The following is a 23,789-nucleotide window of genomic DNA, read 5'->3' on the forward strand; positions in this document are numbered from 1 at the left end:
CGAAGGTTTACGCTTCGCTATCCGTGAAGGTGGCCGTACAGTTGGTGCTGGTGTTGTTGCAACTATCGTTGAGTAATCAACTATAGTAATGCATTAAGCATTAAGAAAAACCCGAGCTTAGTCTCGGGTTTTTTTATGGGTGAAGAAAAGCTGTCAGCTGTCAGCTGTCAGCTGTCAGCTTTCAGACGTCAGATTAGACTGATGGGGTTGTTTAGTGTGGTGTCTCACTCAGCATTCGGCCTGTTCATTCTTCGGGTAGGTTAGTTTGAACGCAGCGAAACCCAACGTAAATAGAGCTATCAGCTTTCAGACGTCAGATTAGAAGAGTGGGGTTGGTTAGTGTGGTGTCTCACTCAGCATTTGCCCTGTTCATTCTTCGGGTAGGTTGGTTTGAGCGCAGCGAAACCCAACTATCATAAAGCATTCCCAAGGTTATGCTTGAACTAGAACCTAGAACCTAGAACCTTTACCCTCGCTAACTCGCAACTCGCAACTCGCAACTCGCAACTCGCAAACTCGCAAACTCGCAACTCGCAACTTTCCTATGAACTAATTCACTCATTTAGCACTCTTAAAAATAAAACGAGGCGCTAGGGTGTTAAAAGGGAATTACAAAGCATGGATCATCTCAATTTCGTTACATGCTGTTTTGTTGCTGTTATTTACTCGATATGGAAAGTTTGTGAAACTCCCCGCAGTCGCTGAACCGCCAAAAGTAATCAACGCGTATGTGAGTGTTGATTTAACTTCGTTACCTAGTTTGCAGAAAATCCAAGAAAAACCTTCACCTGAGCAAACAGAAGGAATGCCTGATGAGGTTAATTCTTTGCCAAAAAACGAAGAAACTTCGCAGAGTAGCTCTGGGCAGATAAGTGATTCTAATACAGTTAATCCCACAATAGACGAACCCAAAAAAGCTACCTCTGAGGTTGTAAAGCCTATTCAGACAGCTGAGAATTCAAAAATAGCCGAAGAGCCTTTTAAAAAGCTCAACCCTTATGCACCAATCCCACAGCTTAATTTTGAAAATGGTTCTGCTAATGAGTCTTTGTTTGGGCAGGGTGAAGCGACGATTAGTAATAGCCCCGCAGGCAGGGTTACAGTGCCCGCACAATTAACCGTCTCTGATAAAGCAACTGTCGTTTGGCAAAACGGCGATGGCAGCAAGCGTATCGAGGTGCTAAATGGCATGTGTTACGGCATAGATTTTAATTCGGTGTTTGGTAAATCTGGAGTGCCAAGTGGATCGCCCAGACCCTGTGAAGATAAAGAAGCAAAACTATTTAAAGATATAATGAATAAGTGGAGTAAAAAGTAATAACAAAACACTTTACCTCAACTTAACTTGAGCTTTTAAAGTAGCGTTTTTTGTAATGGATATCGCTATGAGCTCACTTGAAAACTATTTATTAAGCCTACAAATCAATTGCTACCACACATCAGTGATGCAGATTTCTCAAGTACAAACACGTATTTGGCAGTCATTACAAAATAGTTCTAGTTATGCTCATAATGTAATCAAAGAGTTTGAATTAAATGGGCAGTCTACGCATTACCAACATGCCGCCCTATTTACACTGGTTTTACAGCAACTCGGTTATAAAATACAGCCAACAGCAGAAAATACTTTGTCGGTAAGGCATAACCATTTGTTACATGACATTCGTCTTGTTGAGCAGTTAAACCCTAATGAGGCTTAAGTCATGTTTTATCGTATAAAAAGGCACTTAGCCGAAACTAAGTGCCTTGACTTAACGAAGTTACCAAATCATTTCTACAAATTCTGGGTGATCCACAAATGGGTTGCGGTTACCTTGATGTTCATAAGCGGCTTGGTTACGGTCAAGCTCTAATTGGCTAACGGGATCCTCGTTATGCCACTTTAATAACATAGCAACGACCCAGCTCTCAAAAACCTGATTAGATGAACCATTCAGTACAGCGTTACTGTAAGTTGTGTTGTTTTGCCATGAGCCAATCACGTTTTCATAGCGTGTTGCCATATAGAAATACGCTCTTGCAAAGTCACCTTTAAACTCATCGATAGGTTCAAAAACCGTTCCTGAGTAATTTAATGTGCTAGCAGCGCTGCCTAATTTACTGCCGTTACTAGAGGTATAGCTTGCACTAGCTACTTCACCAAATGGGTAATTACTGCGTTTTGAATTGACATAACCATCAGTGGCAAAAATGTGATGTACGTCTGAATTCATTGGCTCAACTGTTCCACCAAACCAACTTTTCGGGAAAGAATGCTCACGGTTGTAGCAATCTGCTTCGCTGTTGTATGTACCACATTGGTCGCTCACAGCAACATAGTTGTAGCTGTCTTGGCCTGCAGGGTTTTCTGAATAACGGTCTAAAATAGAGTTGTCGTTTTCAAAATACTTATCGCGTGAAGCAACATCATAAAAACTCCAAATCGCGGAATAGCCCTGCGAGTTGTGACCTTTAATTATGTTGTATAGCTCTGTTTTCAGTGCATAACCACTAAGGCCTTGCGTTGTAACATAGTATCCCGTTGGCTCTGTTGGGGTTGTACCACCCCCGTCACTGCCGCCTGAGCTATCACCCAAACTAAACGGCGTAGCTTCTGAGCTTTGGAAGCTTGCACCACTGGCAAGTACTGTTTGACCGAACGAAAGGCTATAGCTACCGTTACCGTAAGAGCAGCATATGCCATCACCATAGCTATCAAAAATAGTAAAGGTATAGTCACCATCAGTTAAGCATGCTTGCTCACTGTATTGAGTATTTGCTGCATAGCTGCCGCCTGATGCTACTGCACTACCTTGGCTATTGGTGATTTGCCAACTGGTTTCTTCCCCATAATTATCGGTAGTGAGGGTTAAAGACACTTGGTTATCGGCGCAGCTGCCCGTAGGTGGTGGAGTTGAGTCTGTGTTTGGTGCAAAGTTATCTACATAAACGACTTCGCTGCCATCAAAACCAGTTACATCGTAAAAGCGCAGGCCAACATTAATTGATGTGGTCGCAGAGGCTGTGTACTGATAACTGATTTGTTGCCATTGATTGGTTAATGCTGAGTTAGAATAACCTTGATAGCCATCAACTACTAAGCGAGCTTTTACGCCACCTTCTGTATGGTAAACCCAAGCAGAAAACTCATAACTTTCACCCGCCACTACCTCTACTAATTGTTGTAAATCGGTATTACTTTGGGTGCCAGTATTAACCACGACTTGTGCTGAGTAATTACCTGAGTAAACCACATTAGTATTAGCGCTAAGACTAATACCGCTATCAATAGTGCTCCAGCTTGCAGGGGTATTTGCTGACCAGCTTTCGAAGTCGGCGTTACTAACATTTGCCAATGCTGAACTTGCTAAACAAAGTAAGCTACTGGCTAGCATATATTTTTTACATGTCCCGTGTGACATTGTATTTTCCTTTTTATATTTTAATAGTTTTTGCTGTTCTCAAAATGAACACAGCGAGTATAGGCTAATTGGCTTATGTTGCAATAATGTTAATTAATAAAGGTTTCTTATTTGGGAATTTTTGCTTTTAACATGTTTTTTTTGGATAAATACTAAATTAATAACTAAATGGAATATCAAAGCAGATTCTATTCTTTTTTAATCGTCTCAGACCTCGTTATTCTTCACGCTCAGATAAACCTTTAAAGCATTTCTATTGGGTCTTTAAAGTCGAAAAAATTGTTCGCGAAATGACAGTAGCAAGTTCGTTTCGCAGTTAACTTTTCAGGGTTACGAGGAATAAATTCATGTTGTTAAGTCAACTAAATGCAGCGGCGAGCCCGCTATCGCAAGAGCAAGTACAGAAGCTGCAAGGCTTAGTGGCTGAACTTAATCCAATTCAGCAAGCGTGGGTAAGTGGTTACTTAGCTGCGAATGCCAACGCAGGTGCATTAACCGGTGGTGTTGCTGCCACTCCAGCTGCAGGTGATGCACCGCCGCTAACTATTTTATACGGCTCGCAAACGGGTAACGCAAAAGGCGTGGCGAGCAAGTTAAAAGAGCAGGCAGAGTCGCGCGGTCTAACTGTTAAGCTAGTAAACATGGCTGACTACAAACCAACAGCCCTGAAAAAAGAAAAGTTTATCACGGTTGTTGTTTCAACCTACGGTGAGGGTGAGCCACCAGAAGACGCTGAAAGCCTTCATGAATTCTTAACAACTAAAAAAGCACCTAAACTAGATGGTGTTAAAGTGGCTGTGATTGGCTTAGGTGATTCAAGCTACGAGTTCTTCTGCCAAACAGCAAAAGATTTTGAAGAGCGTTTTAACAAGCTTGGCGCAGAAACTATTTTCCAGCGTGCTGACCTAGACGTTGATTACGATGATGAAGCAGCTAAGTGGATTGATGGTGCACTTGATGCGTTTGAGCCTGATCTTAAAGCGCAGCAACAAGCAAGTGGTGGTCAAGTTGTGGCCATGCCATTTGGTGCAGCGGCACCAGCAGCAAGCCAATACACCAAGCAAAACCCATTTGCTGCAGAACTAAGTGTTGTGCAAAAAATTACCGGTCGTGATTCAACCAAAGATGTGCGTCATGTTGAAATCTCATTAGAAGGTTCAGACATTACCTATACACCGGGTGATTCGCTAGGCGTTTACTTCTTAAATGACGAAGCGCTTGTTGATGAAGTACTTACGCTTACACAAATCGATGCATCTAGCACGGTTAAACTTGGCGACGAAGAACTAAGTGTTCGTGATGCATTAATCGAAAAATTAGAATTAACTCAGTCATACCCAGGCTTTGTTGAAAAATACGCAACAGCAACTGGCAACCCTGATTTATTAAAGTTAGTTGAAGATAAAGCGGCAATGCGTGAGTACATCGAACCTCGCCAAATCTTCGATATTATTCGTCAAAACCCAGCTCAGCTTGAAGCACAAACCTTAGTAGACTGCTTACGTAAGCTACAAGCTCGTTTATATTCGATTGCATCTAGCCAAGCTGAAGTTGAAGAAGAAGTTCACTTAACTGTGGGTCTGGTTGAGTTTGATGCATTCGGTAGCGAGCATTTAGGTGGTTGTTCTGGCTATTTAGCACGTCGTGCTGAAGAAGGCTGCAAAGTAAAAGTATTTAGCGAGCATAACGATAATTTCCGTTTACCGGCTAATGATGAAACGCCAATTATCATGGTAGGTCCGGGTACGGGTATTGCACCATTCCGTGCGTTTTTACAAGAGCGTGATGCTCGTGAAGCAAGTGGTAAAAACTGGTTATTCTTTGGTAACCCACACTTTACTCAAGACTTTTTATATCAAGTAGAAATTCAAGGTTACTTGAAGTCAGGTTTACTGACAAAAGTGGATGTGGCGTTTAGCCGTGACCAAGCGGAAAAAGTATATGTTCAAGACAAACTTCGCAAAAACAGCCAAGAAGTATTTGCTTGGTTAGAAGCGGGTGCTCATTTCTATATCTGTGGTGATGCAAACCGTATGGCGAAAGATGTTCATCAGGCGCTTGTCGACATTATCAAAGAAAATAGCGGCAAAGATGATGAACAAGCTGAGCAATATTTAAAAGATTTACGTAGCGCAAATCGCTATCAGAAAGACGTGTACTAATCACGTTTAAAGCTAACAGCCGTCACTGTAACAAATTTAGGAAATACCATGAGCGAACAAGACAAAAACGTAAAGCTTTCTGATAACGAGCGTTTGAAAAGAGAAAGTAACTTTTTACGTGGCACAATTGAGCAAGATTTAAAAGACGAGATCACAGGTGGTTTCACTGCTGATAACTTCCAACTGATCCGTTTCCACGGCATGTACCAGCAAGATGACCGTGATATTCGCCCTGAGCGCGCTAAACAAAAATTAGAGCCGTTACATAACGTAATGTTACGTGCTCGTATGCCTGGCGGTATCATCAAGCCAGAGCAATGGTTAGCAATTGATAAGTTTGCTGAAGAGAAAACCAGTTATGGAAGTATTCGTTTAACCACGCGTCAAACTTTCCAGTTCCATGGTGTGCTTAAGCCAAATATTAAAGGCATGCACCAAATGCTTAATAGCGTGGGCATTGACTCAATTGCAACGGCGGGCGACGTAAACCGAAACGTATTATGTACAACGAACCCTGTTGAATCCGAGCTGCACCAAGAAGCTTACGAGTGGGCTGCGAAGATCTCTGAGCACCTATTACCAAAAACCAAAGCGTATGCTGAAATTTGGTTAAATGGCGAAAAGAGTGAAACTACAGAAGAGCCAATCTTAGGTTCAACTTACTTACCGCGTAAGTTTAAAACCACTGTGACAATTCCACCGAACAATGAAGTGGATGTGCATGCGAACGACTTAAACTTTGTAGCAATTGCAGAAAACGGCAAGTTAGTTGGCTTTAACGTGTTAGTAGGTGGTGGTCTTGCTATGACTCACGGTGATACCGCAACGTATCCTCGTAAAGCAGATGACTTTGGTTTTATTCCACTTGAGCACACGTTGAAAATTGCTGAGCACGTGGTATCTGTACAGCGTGATTGGGGTAACCGCTCTAATCGTAAAAATGCGAAAACTAAGTACACACTTGACCGTGTAGGTTCTGATGTATTTAAAGCAGAAGTTGAAAAACGTGCCGGTGTTCAATTTGAGCAAAGCCGCCCGTATGAGTTCACTCACCGTGGTGACCGTATCGGTTGGGTTGAAGGTATTGATGGTAAGCACCACTTAACGCTGTTTATCCAAAGTGGTCGTATTTTAGATTACCCAAATCAACCTCTTAAAACAGGCTGCCGTAAAATTGCTGAAATTCACCAAGGTGATTTCCGCATGACTGCAAACCAAAACTTGATCATTGCAGGTGTTCCGGCTGATCAAAAAGCGGTAATCGAAGAGATCGCTCGCAACCATGGCCTGATTGATGACAGCCATACAGAGCAGCGTAAAAACTCAATGGCGTGTGTGGCATTACCAACGTGTCCGTTAGCGATGGCTGAAGCTGAGCGTTATTTACCAAGCTTAATTGAGAAAACTGAAGCGTTATTAGCTAAGCACGGCATCAGCGATGACAACATCATTATGCGTGTTGTGGGTTGTCCGAATGGCTGTGGCCGCGCAATGTTGGCAGAAGCGGGTCTGGTTGGTAAAGGTCCAGGAAAATACAACGTGTACTTAGGTGGTAACCGTGAAGGCACGCGTATTCCAAAACTGTATTTAGAAAATGTTGGCGAAGACGTATACCTAGACGCATTCGATAAGCTAATTGGCCAATGGGCAAGTGAGCGGAATGAAGGCGAGTGTTTTGGTGATTTTGTAATTCGCAAAGGCATTGTTGCTGAAGTTAAAGTTTCAGTAACTGATTTTCACGCATAATTTTATAAGCGACACCGCTTTAAGGTTTGGAATTAACCATGAGTGAATTTAAAAACATCTTAACGATGAGCAAAGAAGACCAAACAGCTATGCTGGCTGATATAAATGGTCTTCTGGCTGATAAAAGCGCAGAAGAGCGTGTTGCATGGGCACTTGAAAACTTACCAAGCACACACTTTTTGTCGTCGAGCTTTGGTATTCAAGCGGCGGTGATGTTGCACTTAGTAACATCGCAGCAGCCAGATATTCCTGTGGTACTGACTGACACTGGTTATTTGTTCCCTGAAACCTATCAGTTCATCGAGCAAATGACGGAGCGACTATCGCTTAATCTTAAAGTTTATAAAGCTGAGCTTAGCCCTGCGTGGCAAGAAGCGAAGTTTGGTAAGCTTTGGGAGCAAGGTGAAGAAGGCATTAAGCAGTACAATCAACTGAATAAAGTTGAGCCAATGACTCGTGCCTTAAACGAGCTGGGTGCAGGTACTTGGTTTAGTGGCTTGCGTCGCGATCAGTCATCTAGCCGAGCTGATAAGCAAATTGTTGAAATCAGCCGAGGGACTGTGAAAGTGTATCCGCTTATTGAGTGGAACAACCGTGACATCTATCAGTATCTAACTAAACATGATTTACCTTATCACCCACTTTGGGAGCAAGGTTATGTGTCGATGGGCGATGTTCATACAACCCGTAAACTTGAACCGGGCATGACAGAAGAAGAGACACGTTTCTTTGGTTTAAACCGTGAATGTGGCTTACATATCGATGGTGATGGTATCTAATCCTAAATTCCTATCAGAATTTTCGTAAAGCGCAACCTAGGTTGCGCTTTTTTTGTGCTATTTATATACAATCTCTGGCTCAATTTTATGAGAGAAAATTATGAGTCGTGCTGTTGTTTTTTTATTGTTGTTTTTAATTGTGCCTTTAGTGCGAGCAGAAACTTTGAGGGTTGCGCTTTATGACACGGATTACCCGCCATATCATTTTGCTGACAGTAGTCATAAAGGGCTTGTTGATGAGTTATTAATTCTTTTTGCTGAGAAATATAATCATGATATTCAATACATGCTGGTACCTGAGGTGCGTTCACAGCATTTACTTGATGAAGGCAAGGTTGATGTACGCTTAGAGTCTGAGCAATGGTATCGCGGAAATAAGCAATACTATTGGAGTGATAGTATCGCTGTTGTAGAAGATATTTTAGTGATGCCGAGTGGTTGTCATATTCCAGCTATTGATGAGCTAGGTGGTTATGTGTTGATGGCCCGCTTTGGCTACACCTATCCGCAATTTGAAGCGTTGTTTGCATCTGGAAAATTGCACCGTGAGGACTTTTATTCAGAACTAGATATGCTGAAGGCTTTAGTCGACATGCAGCAAAATCAACGTGTTGCTGTGATCGCAAAAAACACACTACAGTGGTATGCCTCAAAAAATAATGCTTTTAAAAAATTCACGGTGAGTGATTACAGTGTTGGTAAGGCTCCGATGCAATTACAGTTTACTTACAATGAAAAAGGGAAGCGCATGAGCGAGCAATTTAACGAATTTATGAAAAATCTTAAATCATCCGGTGAATTTGCTAAGATTGAGAGTAACTACCAATAATCGGTAAATCGAATGATTAAGCGTTTTTGTTACCTTGCCGTTATGCTGCTACTAACCAGTGTTGCGCTACTGTTTTACATTAAAAAGCCAGACGGTAAACCTTACCTAGAGCTGAGCATGTTCGAGCGTTACTCAGACAAAGTAAGTGGCGATCTGAGTGATTTTGCTTCGCAAAGTGCCGATACACTTACCAGCCAAGCAAAAAAGCTCACTGAGAAGTTGAGCTTGAGCAAAGACGCAAATTCATCTGTCGTCGTGTATAAATGGCAAGATGAACATGGTCAGTGGCACTATGCTGATACCCCTCACCCTAATTACGTAAGTACTGCGGTAAGTTTAGATCCTAACGACATAACAATGTTACCCGCAGAGACATTTCAAGCTGATGAAGAGCAACCAGCAACCGTTAAAACTGACGAAACATCTTCAACGCTTGGCGTATACGACCCTAAAAATGTACAAAAGATGATGCAAGACGCTGAGCAAGTAAAACAGCTTATGGAGCAACGTAACAAGCAACTTGAACAGCAGCTTAAAGAGCAAGGTGGAAATTAGCTCTGTTTGTTCTGTGCTTTGAGGTCACTTTCCATTTTCATCAGTAAAATAGTGAGATAAATTTTGGTAGGCAAAGAGAATAGCACACCAACGGCAATACACGCTGCGCTGATCATAATGCCATGTATACCCATACTATCACTTAAGTAATTACCAGCTAATAAAGAATGCCCCAATATAATTAGGCAAATACCTAAAATAATAAAGGTTTTTAAGATTCGAATGATAGTTTGTTCGGTCATACAAGCACCTCACTTTAGCCTTAATTAAAGTGTAGGTGCTGTTGTCATTAATAGGATTGTTCTAAATCAAGCAATTGTCGGTTATTTGTCCAACTTTACTGGGCCGTTGATGTTATCGATACTTAAATCACCTGAACCCGCTTCGATAATTGTCAGGCCGAGTGTGTCATCCACATAAATGCTGCCAGAGCCATCGGTAATGGTAACCAGCCCTTTGATTTGTCTTACATCTATATCACCAGAGCCATCTTCGATAGTAAGCGCACCAGCCAATGTTTTAATGCTGATACTACCTGATTCATCAATAATACGTGCAGGGCCTTGGCTGTTTTCGATGCGGATATCACCAGAGTCATCTTCAATATCAATACGCCCTTGCCCTTGGTCTATCATAATTGAGCCAGAATCGTCATCAATGCTGATATTGCCGCTGACATTGCTAATGCGAATATCCCCCGAGTCATCATCAATATTAATAGTGCGACCACCTTCGATCACAATTGATCCTGAGTCATCATCAATGCTGATATCGTTTTGCATTGCACGTATCACGATATCACCTGAGTCATCATCGATATCCAAGTTAAGGGTACTAGGCACAGAGACGATTAAATCAATATGAGGTGATGAGCCACTGTAAAACGATAAGCTACCATTATTGAGCTTACTGATAAGCTCTGCGGTGTCGCCGTGCTTTTCGAGGGTTAGCGTATAAGTCTCATCGCCTTTAGCCGCATAGATATTAGCATTCACTGTGATAGCCGTGGCGTTATTGTCGCCTTTGATGATCAGTGAACCGGCTTCGGCATCGATTTTTAGCTCGTTTATATTGGCAGCAGAAATGCTTAAGTCTTGTTGTTTTTGTTCTGCGATTTGACCCGGAGAGACATGAATAACACAGCCCGTTAATAATAAACTTGATGAAATGGCCGTTGCGCAAATTGCGCGTTTGAATGATGCAATAGTCATAAGGATTCCAAAATTATTGTGATTTTTATCTGGTTAGCATTAGCAAACTATGGTCCAATTTTAACATGCTGATTTTTATGTTCTTTTCATTTTTTGTAAATAAGTGTGTTGCTCTAAACTGTAATTTATACCAATTCGCTTAATTAAGTGGTCTATTTTGAGGCAATAAAACCTCGTTGATAACAAGGCAAAAATTTCGTTATTTAGTTTGTTCTAAATCAGAAATTTTTAACGCAGGTAGCGACAGGTTTAATCCCTCAAAATGATTAAGTATTATTGTGGATTGGTATTACTGGTGATTTAAACAAAAAAAGGGGCTGAAAATTCAGCCCCTTAGTTAACTTAAAAGCAATTACTGCTCAGCTAGCATATTACGCAGTACATACTGTAAAATACCGCCGTGTTTGTAGTAATCCCACTCTTTCGGGGTATCAATACGCACATCAACACTAAAGCTAATTTGTTTGCCTTCACTGTTAGTGGCAATCACACTGACTTCATTGGTTTTGTCATATAAGCCTTCAAAGTCGAATGATTCTTGGCCGGTTAGACCCAGTGACTCATAGCTTTCACCTTCTTTAAATTGTAGGGGTAAAACACCCATACCAATCAGGTTTGAACGGTGAATACGCTCATAGCTTTGTGCAATAACGGCTTTAACACCAAGTAAAAGTGAACCTTTAGCAGCCCAGTCGCGTGATGAGCCTGTGCCATATTCGGCGCCCGCTAAAATAATCAGAGGCGTGCCATCTTGCTGGTATTGCATCGCTGCATCATAAATACTGGCGAGCTCATCGCTTGGTTGCATGCGGGTCACACCACCTTCGGTCCCCGGTGCTAATAGATTACGTAAACGCACATTCGCAAAGGTACCGCGCATCATTACTTCGTGGTTACCACGACGCGAACCATACGAGTTAAATTGTGCTTTTTGCACGCCGTGTTCTTGCAAGTAAAGACCTGCTGGGGCATCCGCTTTAATCGCACCTGCTGGCGAGATGTGGTCAGTGGTAACTGAGTCACCTAATTTTGCTAAACAGCGCGCACCACTAATGCTCGGAATACCAGGAGGCTCAATCTCCATACCATCAAAGAATGGCGCTTTTTTGATGTAGGTTGACGCATCATCCCAATCATAAAGCTTGCCATCAGGAATTTGAATTTTCTGCCAACGATCATCACCTTGATACACATTGCCATAACTTGATGCGAACATTTCTTTGGTTACAGTTTCGCGGACGAGCTCGTTTACTTCACTAACACTTGGCCAGATATTTTTTAGATAAATGTCATTACCATTAGGGTCTTGCGCAAGCGGCTCATTGTAAACGTCGATATCTGTACGACCCGCAATTGCGTATGCAACCACAAGAGGTGGTGACGCTAAGAAGTTCATTTTCACATCTTGGTGAATACGCCCTTCAAAGTTACGGTTACCCGATAAAATAGAGCTTACAACCAGTTTATGCTTTTGAATTGCATCGGTGATTTCATCAGCTAGTGGGCCTGAGTTACCGATACAGGTTGTACAACCATAACCGACAAGGTTAAAGCCTAATGCATCTAAATCATCCATTAAGTCGGCTTTTTTCAAGTAATCAGTCACCACTTGTGAGCCAGGAGCAAGTGAGGTTTTAACCCAAGGTTTAACCTTTAAGCCCAGTTGCTTAGCTTTTTTAGCCACTAGGCCAGCAGCTAAAATAACACTTGGGTTTGACGTGTTTGTACAACTTGTAATTGCAGCAATGACACAAGCGCCATCATTAAGCTCAAACTCTTCGCCTTTAAAGTTAACCTTAGCTGCGCCCATAAACTGTGCTTCGTTTACTGGCTCATCAGGGTTGGTGGTTGGGCCTTCATCTTCAATGCGCGCCTCTTGAACATCGCTTTTATCGCGATGTTGCATACGTTCTTCTTGAAAGCCTTTTAAGTGCTCACCAATAATGCTACCTGCTTTATCAAGGGCAATTCTATCTTGCGGGCGCTTAGGTCCAGCAAGGCTTGGCACAACATCATCAAGTGATAACTCTAGTGTGTCGGTATAATGAGCTTCATCGCCAGGGTTACGCCATAAACCTTGGTGCTTAGCATAGTCCTCGATGAGTTTAAGTTGCTTATCATCACGGTTTGTTAAACGTAGGTAATTAATGGTTTCATCATCAATTGGGAAAATACCGCAGGTTGCACCATACTCAGGCGCCATGTTTGCAATAGTTGCACGGTCTGCAAGTGGTAAATCAGCAAGACCATCACCATAAAACTCAACAAATTTACCCACTACGCCATGGTTACGCAGCATTTCTGTCACGGTTAGTACAAGGTCGGTTGCGGTCGTACCTTCTGGCAGGCGACCATTGAGCTTAAAGCCAACGACCTGTGGAATAAGTAAGCTGATTGGTTGACCAAGCATTGCGGCTTCGGCTTCAATACCACCCACACCCCAGCCTAATACCCCAAGACCATTGATCATGGTGGTGTGCGAATCGGTTCCGACTAGGGTATCTGGGTAGGCGAGTGATTTACCATTTTTACTATCGTTAAATACCACGCGGGCTAAATATTCTAAATTAACTTGGTGTACGATGCCGGTTGCTGGTGGCACAACTTTCAAGTTATCGAAGGCAGTTTGCCCCCAACGTAAAAATTCGTAACGCTCTTTGTTACGCTCATATTCAAGTTTCGCATTTAAGTCGAATGAGCCATCTTCACCGTAGCCGTCAACTTGCACTGAGTGGTCAATAACAAGCTCTGCAGGTGACAGCGGATTAATTTTTGCAGGGTCGCCGCCAAGTTTTTCCATGGCATCACGCATCGCGGCTAAATCGACAATGGCGGGTACGCCGGTAAAATCTTGCATTACAACGCGAGCAGGCGTAAACGCTACTTCTGCTGATGGTTTCGCTTGAGGGTCCCAGTTTAATAAGGCATCGATATCTTGCTTTTTAATATTAACGCCATCTTCATTGCGCAACAGGTTTTCAAGTAAGATTTTTAGAGAGAATGGCAGACGTTTTGCTTTGTCGCCTAAACCTTGTAAAGAGTGAATATGGTATTGCTCACCATTAATCGTAAGCTGCTTTTGGGTATCAAAACTGTTATTCATTATTTGCCCCTGTGGTTTGAGCAAGCAATTTGGCTTGCTTTGTTGTTTCCTTTTCGAAATAGACACAGTGTTATTGCAAACTTAATACCAGCTGAGAAATTCATCTAGCTGATGAAAAAATATGCTACCTAATATAGTTGCTGCTGATGTGATTTATTTCAAGGGAAGGAGGCAGATAAAAAGGGTAGTCACTTTAAACTACCCTCAGAAATAAGTATTTTTAGTTAAGCCAGTTTTGTTGTTTACCTTTATGACTAATAAACAGTAATAGTAAACCAATAACGATAACACACAATGGCATTGCTAATGCGCTAGTACCAAACATAGCAAGGCTATCTATCACCACAAAATTATAATATTGCTGGACTAATACGGCGATAAACGAGATTAAAAATAACTCGCGCGCAAGGGCTTTTTTTGCCAGTAATAAGATGCTCGCGAAGCTTGCTGCAAACACGGCTATCGCAAAGGCAGCCGTTGACCAGAGCGGTATGTCGCGGTATGCGGCTTGTTGTGCTTCGGGGAGTTGGTTAATCATTTCGGGTGTGATCAACAGTTGCATTACGAACGCAATGACACCTAAAAGATTCCATACAAGGGCTGCCCAAGCAAGTGGCTTGAGCCAAGCTGGAGGGTTCATAAATCACCTTTTATTGTTGTTATTATCAGGTTCAATTAAAGGTGATTTATGCTAACTAAGCAAGCTCTAGTTAACCAAACGAGATAGGGCGGCGACCGGTTTTTTCGTCCACTTTTGGCTTTTTAGTACGTTTACGCTTTGATTTTTTTGGCGCTTCTTCAGCGCTTTGTGGTTGTGCTTTTTGTACAGGTTCCGGTGGGCGAGGATTTGGTGTTGCATCTTCGCTTAGTGTCAGTTGGAACAACTCACCGTCGAAAGCCAACACGTCACCACTGTATAATTTTTTCCGTTTTATTGTACAAATTTCATAGTTAACCCCAACATAACCTTCACCAATTAAGGCTTTTGCTTGGCCGCCTGTTTCGACTAGGTCGAGCACTTTTAGCAAGTTGCATAACTCTATTGGCTCTTCTTCTAGTTCAATTTCGATGAAATCTTCGTTCATGTTGGTCTCTCTTAATTCAATCGCAGCCATTATAAAGCCTAGCACTCAATTGAACCAAGATTAAATTTTTAAGCTCTTCAAGCGGTTAAAATTTGCAGCAATAAATAATCTGACATTTTTATAAACAGTAAAAAAACTGCAGTATTTACTGGGTACACTGCGCGCGTTTGGAATTGGTGTACAAATTGCTAAATGCATGTCCGTTTCATTTTTTATTCGTTCAGGAGAAGTTGTAATGGGCGTAAGATCAGCGCTAAGAAAAGAGTTAATGGGTTTGCAAGATTCGTCATTGCTTGCTGCAGATGATGTGCGAGCTTTGTTAACGCAAACAATTAAGTCTCAGCCTGAAAAATCAGAACAAGGTTTTGCGTTAATTTCACGTTTTAATGATAACCATAGCCAGTTAAGTTCAGGTGAAACAAACAAAGAAAAACTGCTTCAGCATCAAACTCACCGTTTATTTAAAGATATTCTATATACCCGTCAAAGTGTTAATAGTTGGCTAAAAAAACATCTTAATTAATTGATTTATTGTTTTTCTTACTTTAGACTACATTTGTAATCTAAAGTGAGAGAGAACATGAAAAGGATAATTTCAGCAGCCATATTTTTAATTTTGGCAGGTTGTCAGCAAGCTACAGTCTACGTATACACAGAAAACCTTGACCAGTCGCAGTTGCAATCATTAGAGCAAGCATTAGATAAACAAAGCTTACCCTATGAATATACCCAGCTTCCTGTGCCAAGAGAGTTTACCGATGCAACCTTAATGCTATCGAGCGATAAAATTCTTACTCATGAAGCCGAGCAACTAGCTGACATTATGCAGGAACTGGGTTATCAAGCTGAAATTAAATACACCACAGATGCTAATCACTTTTACAATCATGGCAATATTGGTTTTTACTTAAGAGCTAAAAATACCACTACCAGTTTTACTATGCCGGCTCGTGTGCTCACCACTGGATGCGTTGAAGACAAGTATAATGATCTTGCTGTTACATTTAATGATAAGCAGGCGCACTTTACCCTTACAAGCGGGAGAAAAGTCTCCCTAGATTGGGGTTATTTATATGGCTACCTAGTCATTTATTATAAAAATTATTCGCAAACATACAGTCATTTAACGCCAGAAGTGAGCACTCCTTTTGGTATGAAACCATCAGATACTTACCGTTACACGGCACGTGTTAATAGCCCAAGTTGGTTAAATTGCTCATTACAAATTGTGTATATGGACTAGCTTCGCGACTCAAGGTAATTACTAAGCTTAGTAATACGCTCACTCATGCCTTCGATTATGCGATCTTTAATTTTTTCACGGATTACATTAGGTAAGCGGGTGAGTGCTTCAGGGGAAATAGCTAACAAAATGGTATCGACTCTAGCGCGTGCGCTGGTACTGTGCTCTCGGTTATTGATAAAAGCACCTTCACCGATAAATTCACCGGGCTCAATGGTACCAAGTTCGAGTAAATGACTTTGTTTGAATACCATCAGTGATCCGCTTAGCACGATATAAAGCCGTTTATCAGCATCGTATTGTTTAAAAACAGCCCGGCCTTGTTTGACCAAATACAAATGACTGAATGACTCTAATAACACTTGTCGTTCACTGAGAGTAAACTCTCTAAAGAACGACAATCTGTTAATAATTTCCATTTGTTTAATTAGTGGAATGTGCTCGATTAACTTCATTGACTCACATAGGTATAGCGCGAAATTAGCTAATATTGCGCTCTTTTAGCTTGCGGGTCAATGTATTGCGGCCCCAACCAATCTTCACTGCGGCTTCTTGCTTGTGGCCAGCACAGTTGGCAAGGGCGGTTTTAATCAAACGAGTTTCGAGTTGTGCTTGAATGGCAGGCCAAATATTTTCTTTGCCTTGTTTAAGTTCAAGGTTAAGCCATTGTTGAAATGCATCCAGCCAATCACCTTCTTGCTCAGTCGGTGTAACAGCAACAATCTCTGGTGGTAAATCTTGCTCGCTGATTAGCTCACCCGGTGCCATAACCGTTAACCAGCGGCAGGTGTTCTCTAATTGGCGCACGTTACCTGGCCAATTGAATAAGCGCAGTTGCTCAGTAGCTTTAGGGCTTAAAATTTTGCTTTCAACCTGCAGCTCTTTGGCACTTTTATGTAAAAAGTGTTGTGCTAGTCGTTCAATATCTTCAGTACGCTCACGTAGCGCGGGTAAGCGTAAACGCACCACGTTTAAGCGATGGAATAAGTCGTCACGAAACTTACCTTGTTTTACCAAGTCTTCGAGGTTTTGGTGCGTTGCAGCGATAATACGTACATCAACTTTAATACTTTGATGGCCACCAACACGGTAAAACTCACCATCGGCTAACACGCGTAATAAACGCGTTTGTACATCGAGCGGCATATCACCTATTTCATCTAAAAATAAGGTGCCTCCATTCGCTTGTTCAAAACGGCCTTTACGAATACTGTCGGCTCCAGTGAACGCGCCTTTTTCGTGACCGAATAACTCTGACTCGACCAATTCTTTTGGAATGGCAGCCATATTCAAAGCTATAAATTGGTTTTCTTTACGAGGGCTGTGGTTATGCAGGGCACTTGCAACTAGCTCTTTACCTGTCCCTGACTCACCATTAATTAGCACGCTCATACTTGATGCTGATAATTTACCAATTGCCCTAAACACCTCTTGCATAGCAGGCGCTTCGCCTATGATATGCGCATTGGTTTGTGGTGCTTGTTTGCGTTTAGTTTTTTTCGTTGAATTAGCACGGCATGCGCTTTCAACCAGCGCGACAGCTTCATCTAAATCGAACGGTTTAGCGAGATACTCAAATGCCCCTTTTTGGAAGGCATTCACCGCCGAGTCTAAGTCTGAGTGAGCGGTCATGATGATCACTGGCAGGCCAGGGTTTTGCTCAGCAATAGTCTCAAGTAACGCCATGCCGTCCATACCCGGCATTCGTACATCAGATACTAATACCGTTGGCTGGCTAAACTTTAATGCATTAAGCACATCTTGTGCGTTCGCATAGCTTTCAGTTTCAAATCCTGCACGTGCCAACGCTTTCTCTAGTACAAAGCGAATTGAGGCATCATCATCAACTAACCAGACTGTTTTCATGACTACTCCAAAAAACCATTAATCCGTAAAAGGCAAATAGATATTAAATTCTGTATGGCCTGGCCAACTGTCACAATCAATGTGGCCGTCATGTTGGTCAACCAAGGTTTGCGCTATCGATAAACCAAGCCCTGATCCATTTTCTTTGTTGGTGATCATTGGGTAGAACAAGGTTTCACGTAAGCTCTTGTCTATACCTGGGCCGTTATCCGAAATTTGGATCAGCAAGGTTTTTTTCGGCGCCTTACCTGGGCGCCTGTGTTGATGATTGATGCGGGTTTTTATTCTTATCTCGCCACCATCAACCAGTGCCTGTTGTGCATTACGAATAATGTTCAGTACCACTTGTTGAATTTTACTTTGGTCAATGTACACACTCGGTATACTTGGATCATAGTCTTTCACTAAAGTGATATTGGCATTGTTATCTAACATGCTCAGTTTAATCACTGACTCTAACGCTTGGTGAATGTTGCCATAGGATTTATGTGGCAATTGATTCGGACCAAGTAAGCGGTCTACAAGCTCGCGTAAACGGTCTGCTTGTTCAATGATTAATTCGGCACATTGATCACGTTCTTGCTGATCAACCTCATATTGCAATAATTGCGCCGCTCCGCGAATTCCACCTAAAGGATTTTTAATTTCGTGTGCTAAACCACGAATTAGGTTACGTGCTGCTTGATATTGATGCATTTGATTCGAAGCTTGATCGTGGCGAATTTCATCATCCATTTGGCGGCATTCAAACAAAATATAATTTTCATCATGGCTGCTTATTCGGCGCGTGCTAATGGTCAGTTTGGCATGGCGTGAATCGACGAAAACCACGTCAGCTCTATGCTGGTGGCAATCAACACCATCGAACAACGAATACTGAGCAATGCGTTTTAAGTCTATCGAGTGGTAATTGAATAGGTTATCGAACGGTTGGTTGATAATGCGCTTGGGCCCTAAACCTAAAAGCTCACTGGCGCTATCGTTTGCATAAACCAGTTTAAAATCTCGGTCGAGTAAAATGACAGCAGTACTTAAATTTTTCCAAATACTGTCGAGCAGTTCAGAGTTAAAATGTGTTTCACTGAGCATGGTTGCACCATTTTAGTGCGTTTCAATTTAGTGCAGCTTAGCATACTCTTTTTACTTTGCGAGAAGTCACGTCAAAAACCTTAGTTTCCGCCATAAATTGAGGTTCTGTGCATGAAAAAGGTGCTGACTGGGCTAACCGAAACGAGTTTATTATTAGCATCATAAAGTTTAGCTTGTAATGTGTGTTCTCCACGCTCGACCTCTCTTAGTGCAAAGGTCGTGCTATTACTTGGTGCACCATGGGCAGAACCATCAAATAAAAGTTGTACTTTAAATCCGTTTTCAAAGCGTGGGCTAATTCGAGCAGTGACATACACTGAACCGGTATTTTCTCGCACGGTCGCTTCATTAGCAGGAGAAGCAATACTGACTTTAAATTTGACAGGTGTCGCACTTGGTGCGCTATCAAGTATGCTGGTGTCGGTAGCTGGCATGGTCAGGTTTTGGGTATTCATCTTTACTTCGGTAGCGCCAGGGCGCGGTGTATCAGAAAATACTAAAACGCCGTTTTTATCTTTCCAAGAATACACTTTCTGCGCTGCGCTATAGCCAAAAAAGCTTATAAAAATCAGCGGTAGTACCAATAAAGTTGTGCTTTTCACCCTGCAACCCTGCATTTTTTAATCTAAATAAAACTGTAGAGTAGAACCCGCTCAATTACCATTAAAAAAGCCCGCAGAGCGGGCTTGAGAACACACATTTATTATCTTTCAGATAATTCTGGTACAGCGTGTGTTACACGCTGTAGTACATTTCGAACTCAACTGGGTGAGTTGTCATGTTAAGTTTTTCAACTTCTTGACCTTTAAGCGCGATGTATGCATCGATTAGGTCATCAGTGAATACGCCACCTTGAGTTAAGAACTCACGGTCAGCATCTAATGATGCTAGTGCTTCAGATAAAGAAGATGCAACTTGTGGGATCTCAGCTGCTTCTTCAGCAGGTAGATCGTATAAGTCTTTGTCCATTGCATCGCCAGGGTGGATCTTGTTTTTGATACCGTCTAGGCCAGCCATAAGCATTGCAGAGAATGCTAAGTATGGGTTAGCTGTTGGATCAGGGAAACGTACTTCGATACGACGTGCTTTTGCAGAAGGTACCACTGGGATACGGATTGAAGCAGAACGGTTACGTGCAGAGTATGCAAGCATTACTGGTGCCTCAAAACCTGGTACTAGACGCTTGTATGAGTTAGTTGACGCGTTAGCGAATGCGTTGATTGCTTTAGCGTGCTTGATGATACCACCGATGTAGTAAAGTGCTTCTTCAGATAGACCTGCATATTTGTCACCAGCGAAGATGTTTACGCCATCTTTACCTAGAGATTGGTGACAGTGCATACCAGAACCGTTATCACCTACGATTGGCTTAGGCATGAATGTCGCTGTTTTTCCGTAAAGGTGAGCCATGTTATGGATAACATATTTCATCTCTTGGATTTCGTCAGCTTTTAATACCATTGTATTGAAGCGAGTTGCGATCTCATTTTGACCTGCAGTTGCTACTTCGTGGTGGTGAGCTTCTACTACTTGACCTAGTTCTTCAAGAACTAAACAAGTCGCTGAACGCCAGTCATGTGATGAATCAACAGGTGAACACGGGAAGTAACCGCCTTTAACACCTGGACGGTGACCCATGTTGCCACCTTCGTAATCTTTATCTGAGTTCCAAGCAGCTTCTACAGAATCGATTTTGTACATAGAACCAGACATGTCTGATTTGTATTTAACGTCATCAAAAAGGAAGAACTCTGGCTCTGGACCGAATAATACAGTGTCAGCAATACCAGTAGAGCGCATGTACTCTTCAGCGCGTTTTGCAACAGAACGTGGATCACGCTCATAACCTTGAAGTGTTGAAGGCTCAACTACGTCACAACGTACGATTAGTGTAGCTTCTTCAGAAAATGGGTCCATTTTCGCAGACTCAGGAACAGGCATAAGTACCATGTCTGATTCGTTGATACCTTTCCAGCCAGCAATTGAAGAACCGTCAAACATTTTGCCGTCTTCAAAGAAATCTTCATCAATTTGATGATGAGGAATAGAAACATGCTGTTCTTTACCTTTGGTATCAGTAAAGCGTAAATCAATGAACTTAACGTCATTTTCTTTGATAAAATCTAAAACCGATTGTGACATGTGTCCTCCAATTGTTGGGTTTTATTTTTTGCTGCATTATTGCTTTTCGCTTATATAAGCTGGTTTCGTGCCATTTTTTTAACACCTTGTTTAGACTTACAAAAAACAAACAAGGCTTTGTTTTGTTAACTTCCATTGCACTAAGTTGGTGCGTAAAAAGATCATTCTGGTGCGTAAAAAGTGCGACCTTGTTTTGCACAATTATTGAGCGTGCCAATTTTTCTGTTATGAACACGATTTAGTGCCAAAATATGGTTCAAAAACGAAAATTTCGCCAGTTTTGAGCTAAGATTCACTTTAATTTTCATAAATTTGTCATTTATAAAACAGATACTTATAAAAAGCCTGAAGAAAGTTTATAAATTTATATTGGATAAACTTTCATCCATGCCATTATTAAGGGATAATATGCGCCCTTTTAAATCCTATGCTGGGACATCTGGTGAAAACGCAGGTGAGTGCGTAGATCTTGCAGGATCAATGAGATTCAATTTCTCTGAGAAAAAATATGAGCATCGAAAAGTTAAGAAATATAGCGATTATCGCCCACGTTGACCACGGTAAAACAACTTTGGTTGATAAACTGCTTGAGCAATCAGGCACATTAGAAACGCGCGGCGGTAACGAAGAGCGCGTAATGGACTCAAACGACATTGAGAAAGAGCGTGGTATTACCATTTTAGCTAAGAACACAGCTATCTCTTGGAACGACTACCATATCAATATCGTAGACACCCCAGGACACGCCGACTTCGGTGGTGAAGTAGAACGCGTACTTTCGATGGCTGACTCAGTATTACTACTTGTTGATGCTCAAGAAGGTCCAATGCCGCAAACGCGTTTCGTAACGCAAAAAGCATTCGCACAAGGTTTAACGCCGATTGTTGTAATCAACAAAATCGACAAGCCTGGTGCACGTCCTGACTGGGTTATGGACCAAGTTTTCGACTTATTCGATAACTTAGGTGCAACTGATGAACAGTTAGACTTTAAAGTAATCTATGCATCAGCTATCAACGGCTGGGCAACAATGGATTTAGACGAGCCATCAGATAACATGGAACCAATGTTCCAGATGATCGTTGACGAAGTATCTCCACCGGATGCAGATCCTGAAGGTGCTTTCCAAATGCAAATTTCTCAGCTTGACTACAACTCGTACATCGGTGTTATCGGTGTAGGTCGTATCAAGCGTGGTACTGTTCGCCCTAACCAACAAGTAACAATTGTTAGTGCAGATGGTACTAAGCGTAACGGTAAAGTTGGCCAAGTAATGAGCTACTTAGGTCTTGAGCGTCATGAAGCAGAATCAGCAGGCGCTGGTGATATTATTGCTATCACAGGTCTTGGTGAGCTGAAAATCTCAGACACTATCTGTGATGTAAATACCGTTGAAGCATTACCACCGCTAAGTGTTGATGAGCCTACAGTAACAATGACGTTCTCTGTAAACACATCACCATTTGCTGGTAAAGAAGGTAAATTCGTAACTTCACGTAACATCCTTGAGCGTTTACAAGCTGAGCTTGTTCACAACGTTGCATTACGTGTTGAAGAAACTGACAACCCAGATAGCTTCCGTGTTTCTGGTCGTGGTGAGTTACACTTAGGTATCTTAATCGAGAACATGCGTCGTGAAGGTTACGAGCTTGCTGTATCTCGTCCACAAGTAATCCTTCGTGAAGTTGATGGTCAAAAAGAAGAGCCATACGAAACACTTACAATCGACTGTCAAGAAGAGCACCAAGGTTCTATCATGGAACAAATTGGTCTTCGTAAGGGTGAACTTACAGACATGTCTCCAGATGGTAAAGGTCGTGTACGTATGGACTTTATGATCCCAAGCCGTGGCTTAATTGGTTTCCAAACTGAATTCATGACATTAACGTCTGGTTCTGGTCTTCTTTACCACACATTCGATCACTACGGTCCACATAAAGGCGGTACTATCGGTGCTCGTAAGAATGGTGTAATGATTGCTAACGCAACAGGTAAAGCACTTACTAACGCATTATTCAACTTACAAGACCGTGGTAAGCTATTCATCGGTCACGGTGTTGAAGTTTACGAAGGTATGGTTATCGGTATCCACAGCCGTGACAACGACCTAACAGTAAACGCGCTGAAAGGTAAGCAACTTACAAACGTTCGTGCATCTGGTACAGATGAAGCACAAACGCTTGTTCCACCACTAAACTACACGCTTGAACAAGCGATTGAGTTCATCGATGATGACGAGTTAGTGGAAGTGACACCTGAGAACATCCGTATTCGTAAGCGTCACTTAACTGAAAGTGAGCGTAAGCGTGCGAGCCGTGCAGCTAAAGACTAATAAGGTCTTTTAGTTTCACAAAATTAAAACCGCCGTATTGAAAAATACGGCGGTTTTTTGTTGTAATGATTAGCCGTTAGCCGTTAGCCGTTAGCCGTTAGCCGTTAGCCGTTAGCCGTTAGCCGTCAGCCGTCAGCCGTCAGCCGTCAGCTCTCAGCTGTCAGATCGATGATCTGACCCCGATAAAGTAGACACGGGGTTTAATTAACTTGTTCGTACTGCATGGGACTTTTATACCCTAGGGTG

At 42.1% G+C, this 23,789-nt stretch carries 21 protein-coding genes and 1 pseudogene; 11 read left to right on the forward strand and 11 right to left on the reverse strand.

Going from position 1 to position 23,789, the window contains the following annotated elements; genetic code table 11:
- From EXT43_RS20225 to EXT43_RS20235, 3 genes and pseudogenes are all read left to right on the forward strand, one after another.
- Positions 1-76, forward strand: a pseudogene (locus tag EXT43_RS20225) (elongation factor Tu); the annotation flags it as partial.
- Between the two features lie 519 nt (positions 77-595).
- On the forward strand, positions 596-1,318 hold the full coding sequence (locus tag EXT43_RS20230; RefSeq protein WP_130167789.1) for a hypothetical protein: 723 nt from the start codon (positions 596-598) through the stop codon (positions 1,316-1,318).
- Between the two features lie 67 nt (positions 1,319-1,385).
- A complete protein-coding gene (locus EXT43_RS20235) occupies positions 1,386-1,700 on the forward strand; it encodes a hypothetical protein (RefSeq protein WP_130167790.1) in 315 nt (104 codons plus the stop codon).
- A gap of 60 nt (positions 1,701-1,760) precedes the next feature.
- Here the strand turns inward: EXT43_RS20235 and EXT43_RS20240 are convergent, their stop codons facing one another.
- Complete coding sequence (locus tag EXT43_RS20240) at positions 1,761-3,401, reverse strand: endonuclease (protein WP_130167791.1); 1,641 nt, start codon at positions 3,399-3,401, stop codon at positions 1,761-1,763.
- Between the two features lie 347 nt (positions 3,402-3,748).
- Between EXT43_RS20240 and EXT43_RS20245 the strand changes: the two genes are divergently transcribed.
- The 5 genes from EXT43_RS20245 (at position 3,749) to EXT43_RS20265 (ending at position 9,472) form a co-directional block, all read left to right on the forward strand.
- Positions 3,749-5,563: an assimilatory sulfite reductase (NADPH) flavoprotein subunit gene (locus tag EXT43_RS20245; RefSeq protein ID WP_062566682.1), complete on the forward strand. Its 1,815-nt coding sequence runs from the start codon at positions 3,749-3,751 to the stop codon at positions 5,561-5,563.
- 48 nt (positions 5,564-5,611) lie between these two features.
- Positions 5,612-7,309 (forward strand): assimilatory sulfite reductase (NADPH) hemoprotein subunit, encoded by a 1,698-nt coding sequence (cysI, locus tag EXT43_RS20250; RefSeq protein ID WP_062566681.1) that lies wholly within the window; start codon positions 5,612-5,614, stop codon positions 7,307-7,309.
- Between the two features lie 38 nt (positions 7,310-7,347).
- Positions 7,348-8,088 carry a phosphoadenylyl-sulfate reductase gene (locus EXT43_RS20255; protein WP_062566680.1) on the forward strand — a complete coding sequence of 247 codons (741 nt, stop codon included), beginning with the start codon at positions 7,348-7,350 and terminating at the stop codon, positions 8,086-8,088.
- Between the two features lie 100 nt (positions 8,089-8,188).
- Positions 8,189-8,917, forward strand: coding sequence for a transporter substrate-binding domain-containing protein (locus tag EXT43_RS20260; protein ID WP_130167792.1), 729 nt, complete (start codon positions 8,189-8,191; stop codon positions 8,915-8,917).
- Between the two features lie 12 nt (positions 8,918-8,929).
- Positions 8,930-9,472, forward strand: a complete 543-nt coding sequence (locus EXT43_RS20265) for a DUF4124 domain-containing protein (RefSeq protein ID WP_130167793.1) — start codon at positions 8,930-8,932, stop codon at positions 9,470-9,472.
- Here the strand turns inward: EXT43_RS20265 and EXT43_RS20270 are convergent.
- The 5 genes from EXT43_RS20270 to EXT43_RS20290 all read right to left on the reverse strand — a co-directional run bounded on the left by EXT43_RS20270 (position 9,469) and on the right by EXT43_RS20290 (position 14,871).
- On the reverse strand, positions 9,469-9,714 hold the full coding sequence (locus EXT43_RS20270) for a hypothetical protein (RefSeq protein WP_130167794.1): 246 nt from the start codon (positions 9,712-9,714) through the stop codon (positions 9,469-9,471). The genes EXT43_RS20265 and EXT43_RS20270 overlap by 4 nt on opposite strands.
- A gap of 81 nt (positions 9,715-9,795) precedes the next feature.
- The gene (locus tag EXT43_RS20275) at positions 9,796-10,683 is read right to left on the reverse strand and encodes a hypothetical protein (protein WP_130167795.1); all 888 of its coding nucleotides are present in this window, start codon (positions 10,681-10,683) and stop codon (positions 9,796-9,798) included.
- A 352-nt stretch (positions 10,684-11,035) separates the two neighbouring features.
- Positions 11,036-13,786 (reverse strand): aconitate hydratase AcnA, encoded by a 2,751-nt coding sequence (acnA, locus tag EXT43_RS20280; RefSeq protein WP_055198926.1) that lies wholly within the window; start codon positions 13,784-13,786, stop codon positions 11,036-11,038.
- A gap of 220 nt (positions 13,787-14,006) precedes the next feature.
- Positions 14,007-14,426 carry a hypothetical protein gene (locus EXT43_RS20285; protein ID WP_054563443.1) on the reverse strand — a complete coding sequence of 140 codons (420 nt, stop codon included), beginning with the start codon at positions 14,424-14,426 and terminating at the stop codon, positions 14,007-14,009.
- Between the two features lie 70 nt (positions 14,427-14,496).
- Positions 14,497-14,871: an RNA-binding S4 domain-containing protein gene (locus EXT43_RS20290; RefSeq protein ID WP_054563502.1), complete on the reverse strand. Its 375-nt coding sequence runs from the start codon at positions 14,869-14,871 to the stop codon at positions 14,497-14,499.
- A 235-nt stretch (positions 14,872-15,106) separates the two neighbouring features.
- On the opposite strand from EXT43_RS20290, the gene EXT43_RS20295 reads away from it, so the two are divergent.
- A complete protein-coding gene (locus EXT43_RS20295; protein ID WP_062566674.1) occupies positions 15,107-15,394 on the forward strand; it encodes a hypothetical protein in 288 nt (95 codons plus the stop codon).
- A gap of 57 nt (positions 15,395-15,451) precedes the next feature.
- Entirely contained in the window at positions 15,452-16,114 is a 663-nt protein-coding gene (locus tag EXT43_RS20300) for a hypothetical protein (protein WP_130167796.1), read from the forward strand.
- Here the strand turns inward: EXT43_RS20300 and EXT43_RS20305 are convergent.
- From EXT43_RS20305 to glnA, 5 genes are all read right to left on the reverse strand, one after another.
- Positions 16,111-16,569, reverse strand: coding sequence for a cyclic nucleotide-binding domain-containing protein (locus EXT43_RS20305; RefSeq protein ID WP_054563446.1), 459 nt, complete (start codon positions 16,567-16,569; stop codon positions 16,111-16,113). The two genes, EXT43_RS20300 and EXT43_RS20305, sit on opposite strands and share 4 nt — an antisense overlap.
- Before the next feature lie 25 nt (positions 16,570-16,594).
- Positions 16,595-17,980 (reverse strand): nitrogen regulation protein NR(I), encoded by a 1,386-nt coding sequence (gene ntrC, locus EXT43_RS20310; protein ID WP_055198930.1) that lies wholly within the window; start codon positions 17,978-17,980, stop codon positions 16,595-16,597.
- Positions 17,981-17,998: 18 nt separating this feature from the next.
- A complete protein-coding gene (gene glnL / locus EXT43_RS20315) occupies positions 17,999-19,069 on the reverse strand; it encodes a nitrogen regulation protein NR(II) (RefSeq protein ID WP_062566671.1) in 1,071 nt (356 codons plus the stop codon).
- 80 nt (positions 19,070-19,149) lie between these two features.
- Positions 19,150-19,671, reverse strand: a complete 522-nt coding sequence (locus EXT43_RS20320) for a DUF4124 domain-containing protein (protein WP_240701554.1) — start codon at positions 19,669-19,671, stop codon at positions 19,150-19,152.
- 133 nt (positions 19,672-19,804) lie between these two features.
- On the reverse strand, positions 19,805-21,211 hold the full coding sequence (gene glnA, locus EXT43_RS20325) for a glutamate--ammonia ligase (protein WP_062566669.1): 1,407 nt from the start codon (positions 21,209-21,211) through the stop codon (positions 19,805-19,807).
- Positions 21,212-21,719: 508 nt separating this feature from the next.
- Here glnA and typA point away from each other — a divergent pair.
- Positions 21,720-23,543, forward strand: a complete 1,824-nt coding sequence (typA, locus tag EXT43_RS20330; RefSeq protein WP_130167797.1) for a translational GTPase TypA — start codon at positions 21,720-21,722, stop codon at positions 23,541-23,543.
- Positions 23,544-23,789: the final 246 nt, after the last annotated feature.

This window comes from Pseudoalteromonas sp. CO109Y (genome assembly GCF_004208935.1).
Classification (GTDB): Bacteria; Pseudomonadota; Gammaproteobacteria; order Enterobacterales; family Alteromonadaceae; genus Pseudoalteromonas; species Pseudoalteromonas shioyasakiensis.

Excerpts from the sequence above, each read along its gene's own strand:
- EXT43_RS20300 (WP_130167796.1), top strand. The coding sequence starts at position 15,452 with ATGAAAAGGATAATTTCAGCAGCCATATTTTTAATTTTGGCAGGTTGT.
- EXT43_RS20265 (WP_130167793.1), top strand. The coding sequence starts at position 8,930 with ATGATTAAGCGTTTTTGTTACCTTGCCGTTATGCTGCTACTAACCAGT.
- EXT43_RS20260 (WP_130167792.1), top strand. The coding sequence starts at position 8,189 with ATGAGTCGTGCTGTTGTTTTTTTATTGTTGTTTTTAATTGTGCCTTTA.
- EXT43_RS20270 (WP_130167794.1), bottom strand. The coding sequence starts at position 9,714 with ATGACCGAACAAACTATCATTCGAATCTTAAAAACCTTTATTATTTTA.
- EXT43_RS20290 (WP_054563502.1), bottom strand. The coding sequence starts at position 14,871 with ATGAACGAAGATTTCATCGAAATTGAACTAGAAGAAGAGCCAATAGAG.
- acnA (WP_055198926.1), bottom strand. The coding sequence starts at position 13,786 with ATGAATAACAGTTTTGATACCCAAAAGCAGCTTACGATTAATGGTGAG.
- EXT43_RS20235 (WP_130167790.1), top strand. The coding sequence starts at position 1,386 with ATGAGCTCACTTGAAAACTATTTATTAAGCCTACAAATCAATTGCTAC.
- EXT43_RS20255 (WP_062566680.1), top strand. The coding sequence starts at position 7,348 with ATGAGTGAATTTAAAAACATCTTAACGATGAGCAAAGAAGACCAAACA.
- EXT43_RS20275 (WP_130167795.1), bottom strand. The coding sequence starts at position 10,683 with ATGACTATTGCATCATTCAAACGCGCAATTTGCGCAACGGCCATTTCA.
- glnL (WP_062566671.1), bottom strand. The coding sequence starts at position 19,069 with ATGCTCAGTGAAACACATTTTAACTCTGAACTGCTCGACAGTATTTGG.
- EXT43_RS20305 (WP_054563446.1), bottom strand. The coding sequence starts at position 16,569 with ATGAAGTTAATCGAGCACATTCCACTAATTAAACAAATGGAAATTATT.
- EXT43_RS20295 (WP_062566674.1), top strand. The coding sequence starts at position 15,107 with ATGGGCGTAAGATCAGCGCTAAGAAAAGAGTTAATGGGTTTGCAAGAT.
- EXT43_RS20285 (WP_054563443.1), bottom strand. The coding sequence starts at position 14,426 with ATGAACCCTCCAGCTTGGCTCAAGCCACTTGCTTGGGCAGCCCTTGTA.
- glnA (WP_062566669.1), bottom strand. The coding sequence starts at position 21,211 with ATGTCACAATCGGTTTTAGATTTTATCAAAGAAAATGACGTTAAGTTC.
- EXT43_RS20240 (WP_130167791.1), bottom strand. The coding sequence starts at position 3,401 with ATGTCACACGGGACATGTAAAAAATATATGCTAGCCAGTAGCTTACTT.
- EXT43_RS20245 (WP_062566682.1), top strand. The coding sequence starts at position 3,749 with ATGTTGTTAAGTCAACTAAATGCAGCGGCGAGCCCGCTATCGCAAGAG.
- cysI (WP_062566681.1), top strand. The coding sequence starts at position 5,612 with ATGAGCGAACAAGACAAAAACGTAAAGCTTTCTGATAACGAGCGTTTG.
- ntrC (WP_055198930.1), bottom strand. The coding sequence starts at position 17,980 with ATGAAAACAGTCTGGTTAGTTGATGATGATGCCTCAATTCGCTTTGTA.
- typA (WP_130167797.1), top strand. The coding sequence starts at position 21,720 with ATGAGCATCGAAAAGTTAAGAAATATAGCGATTATCGCCCACGTTGAC.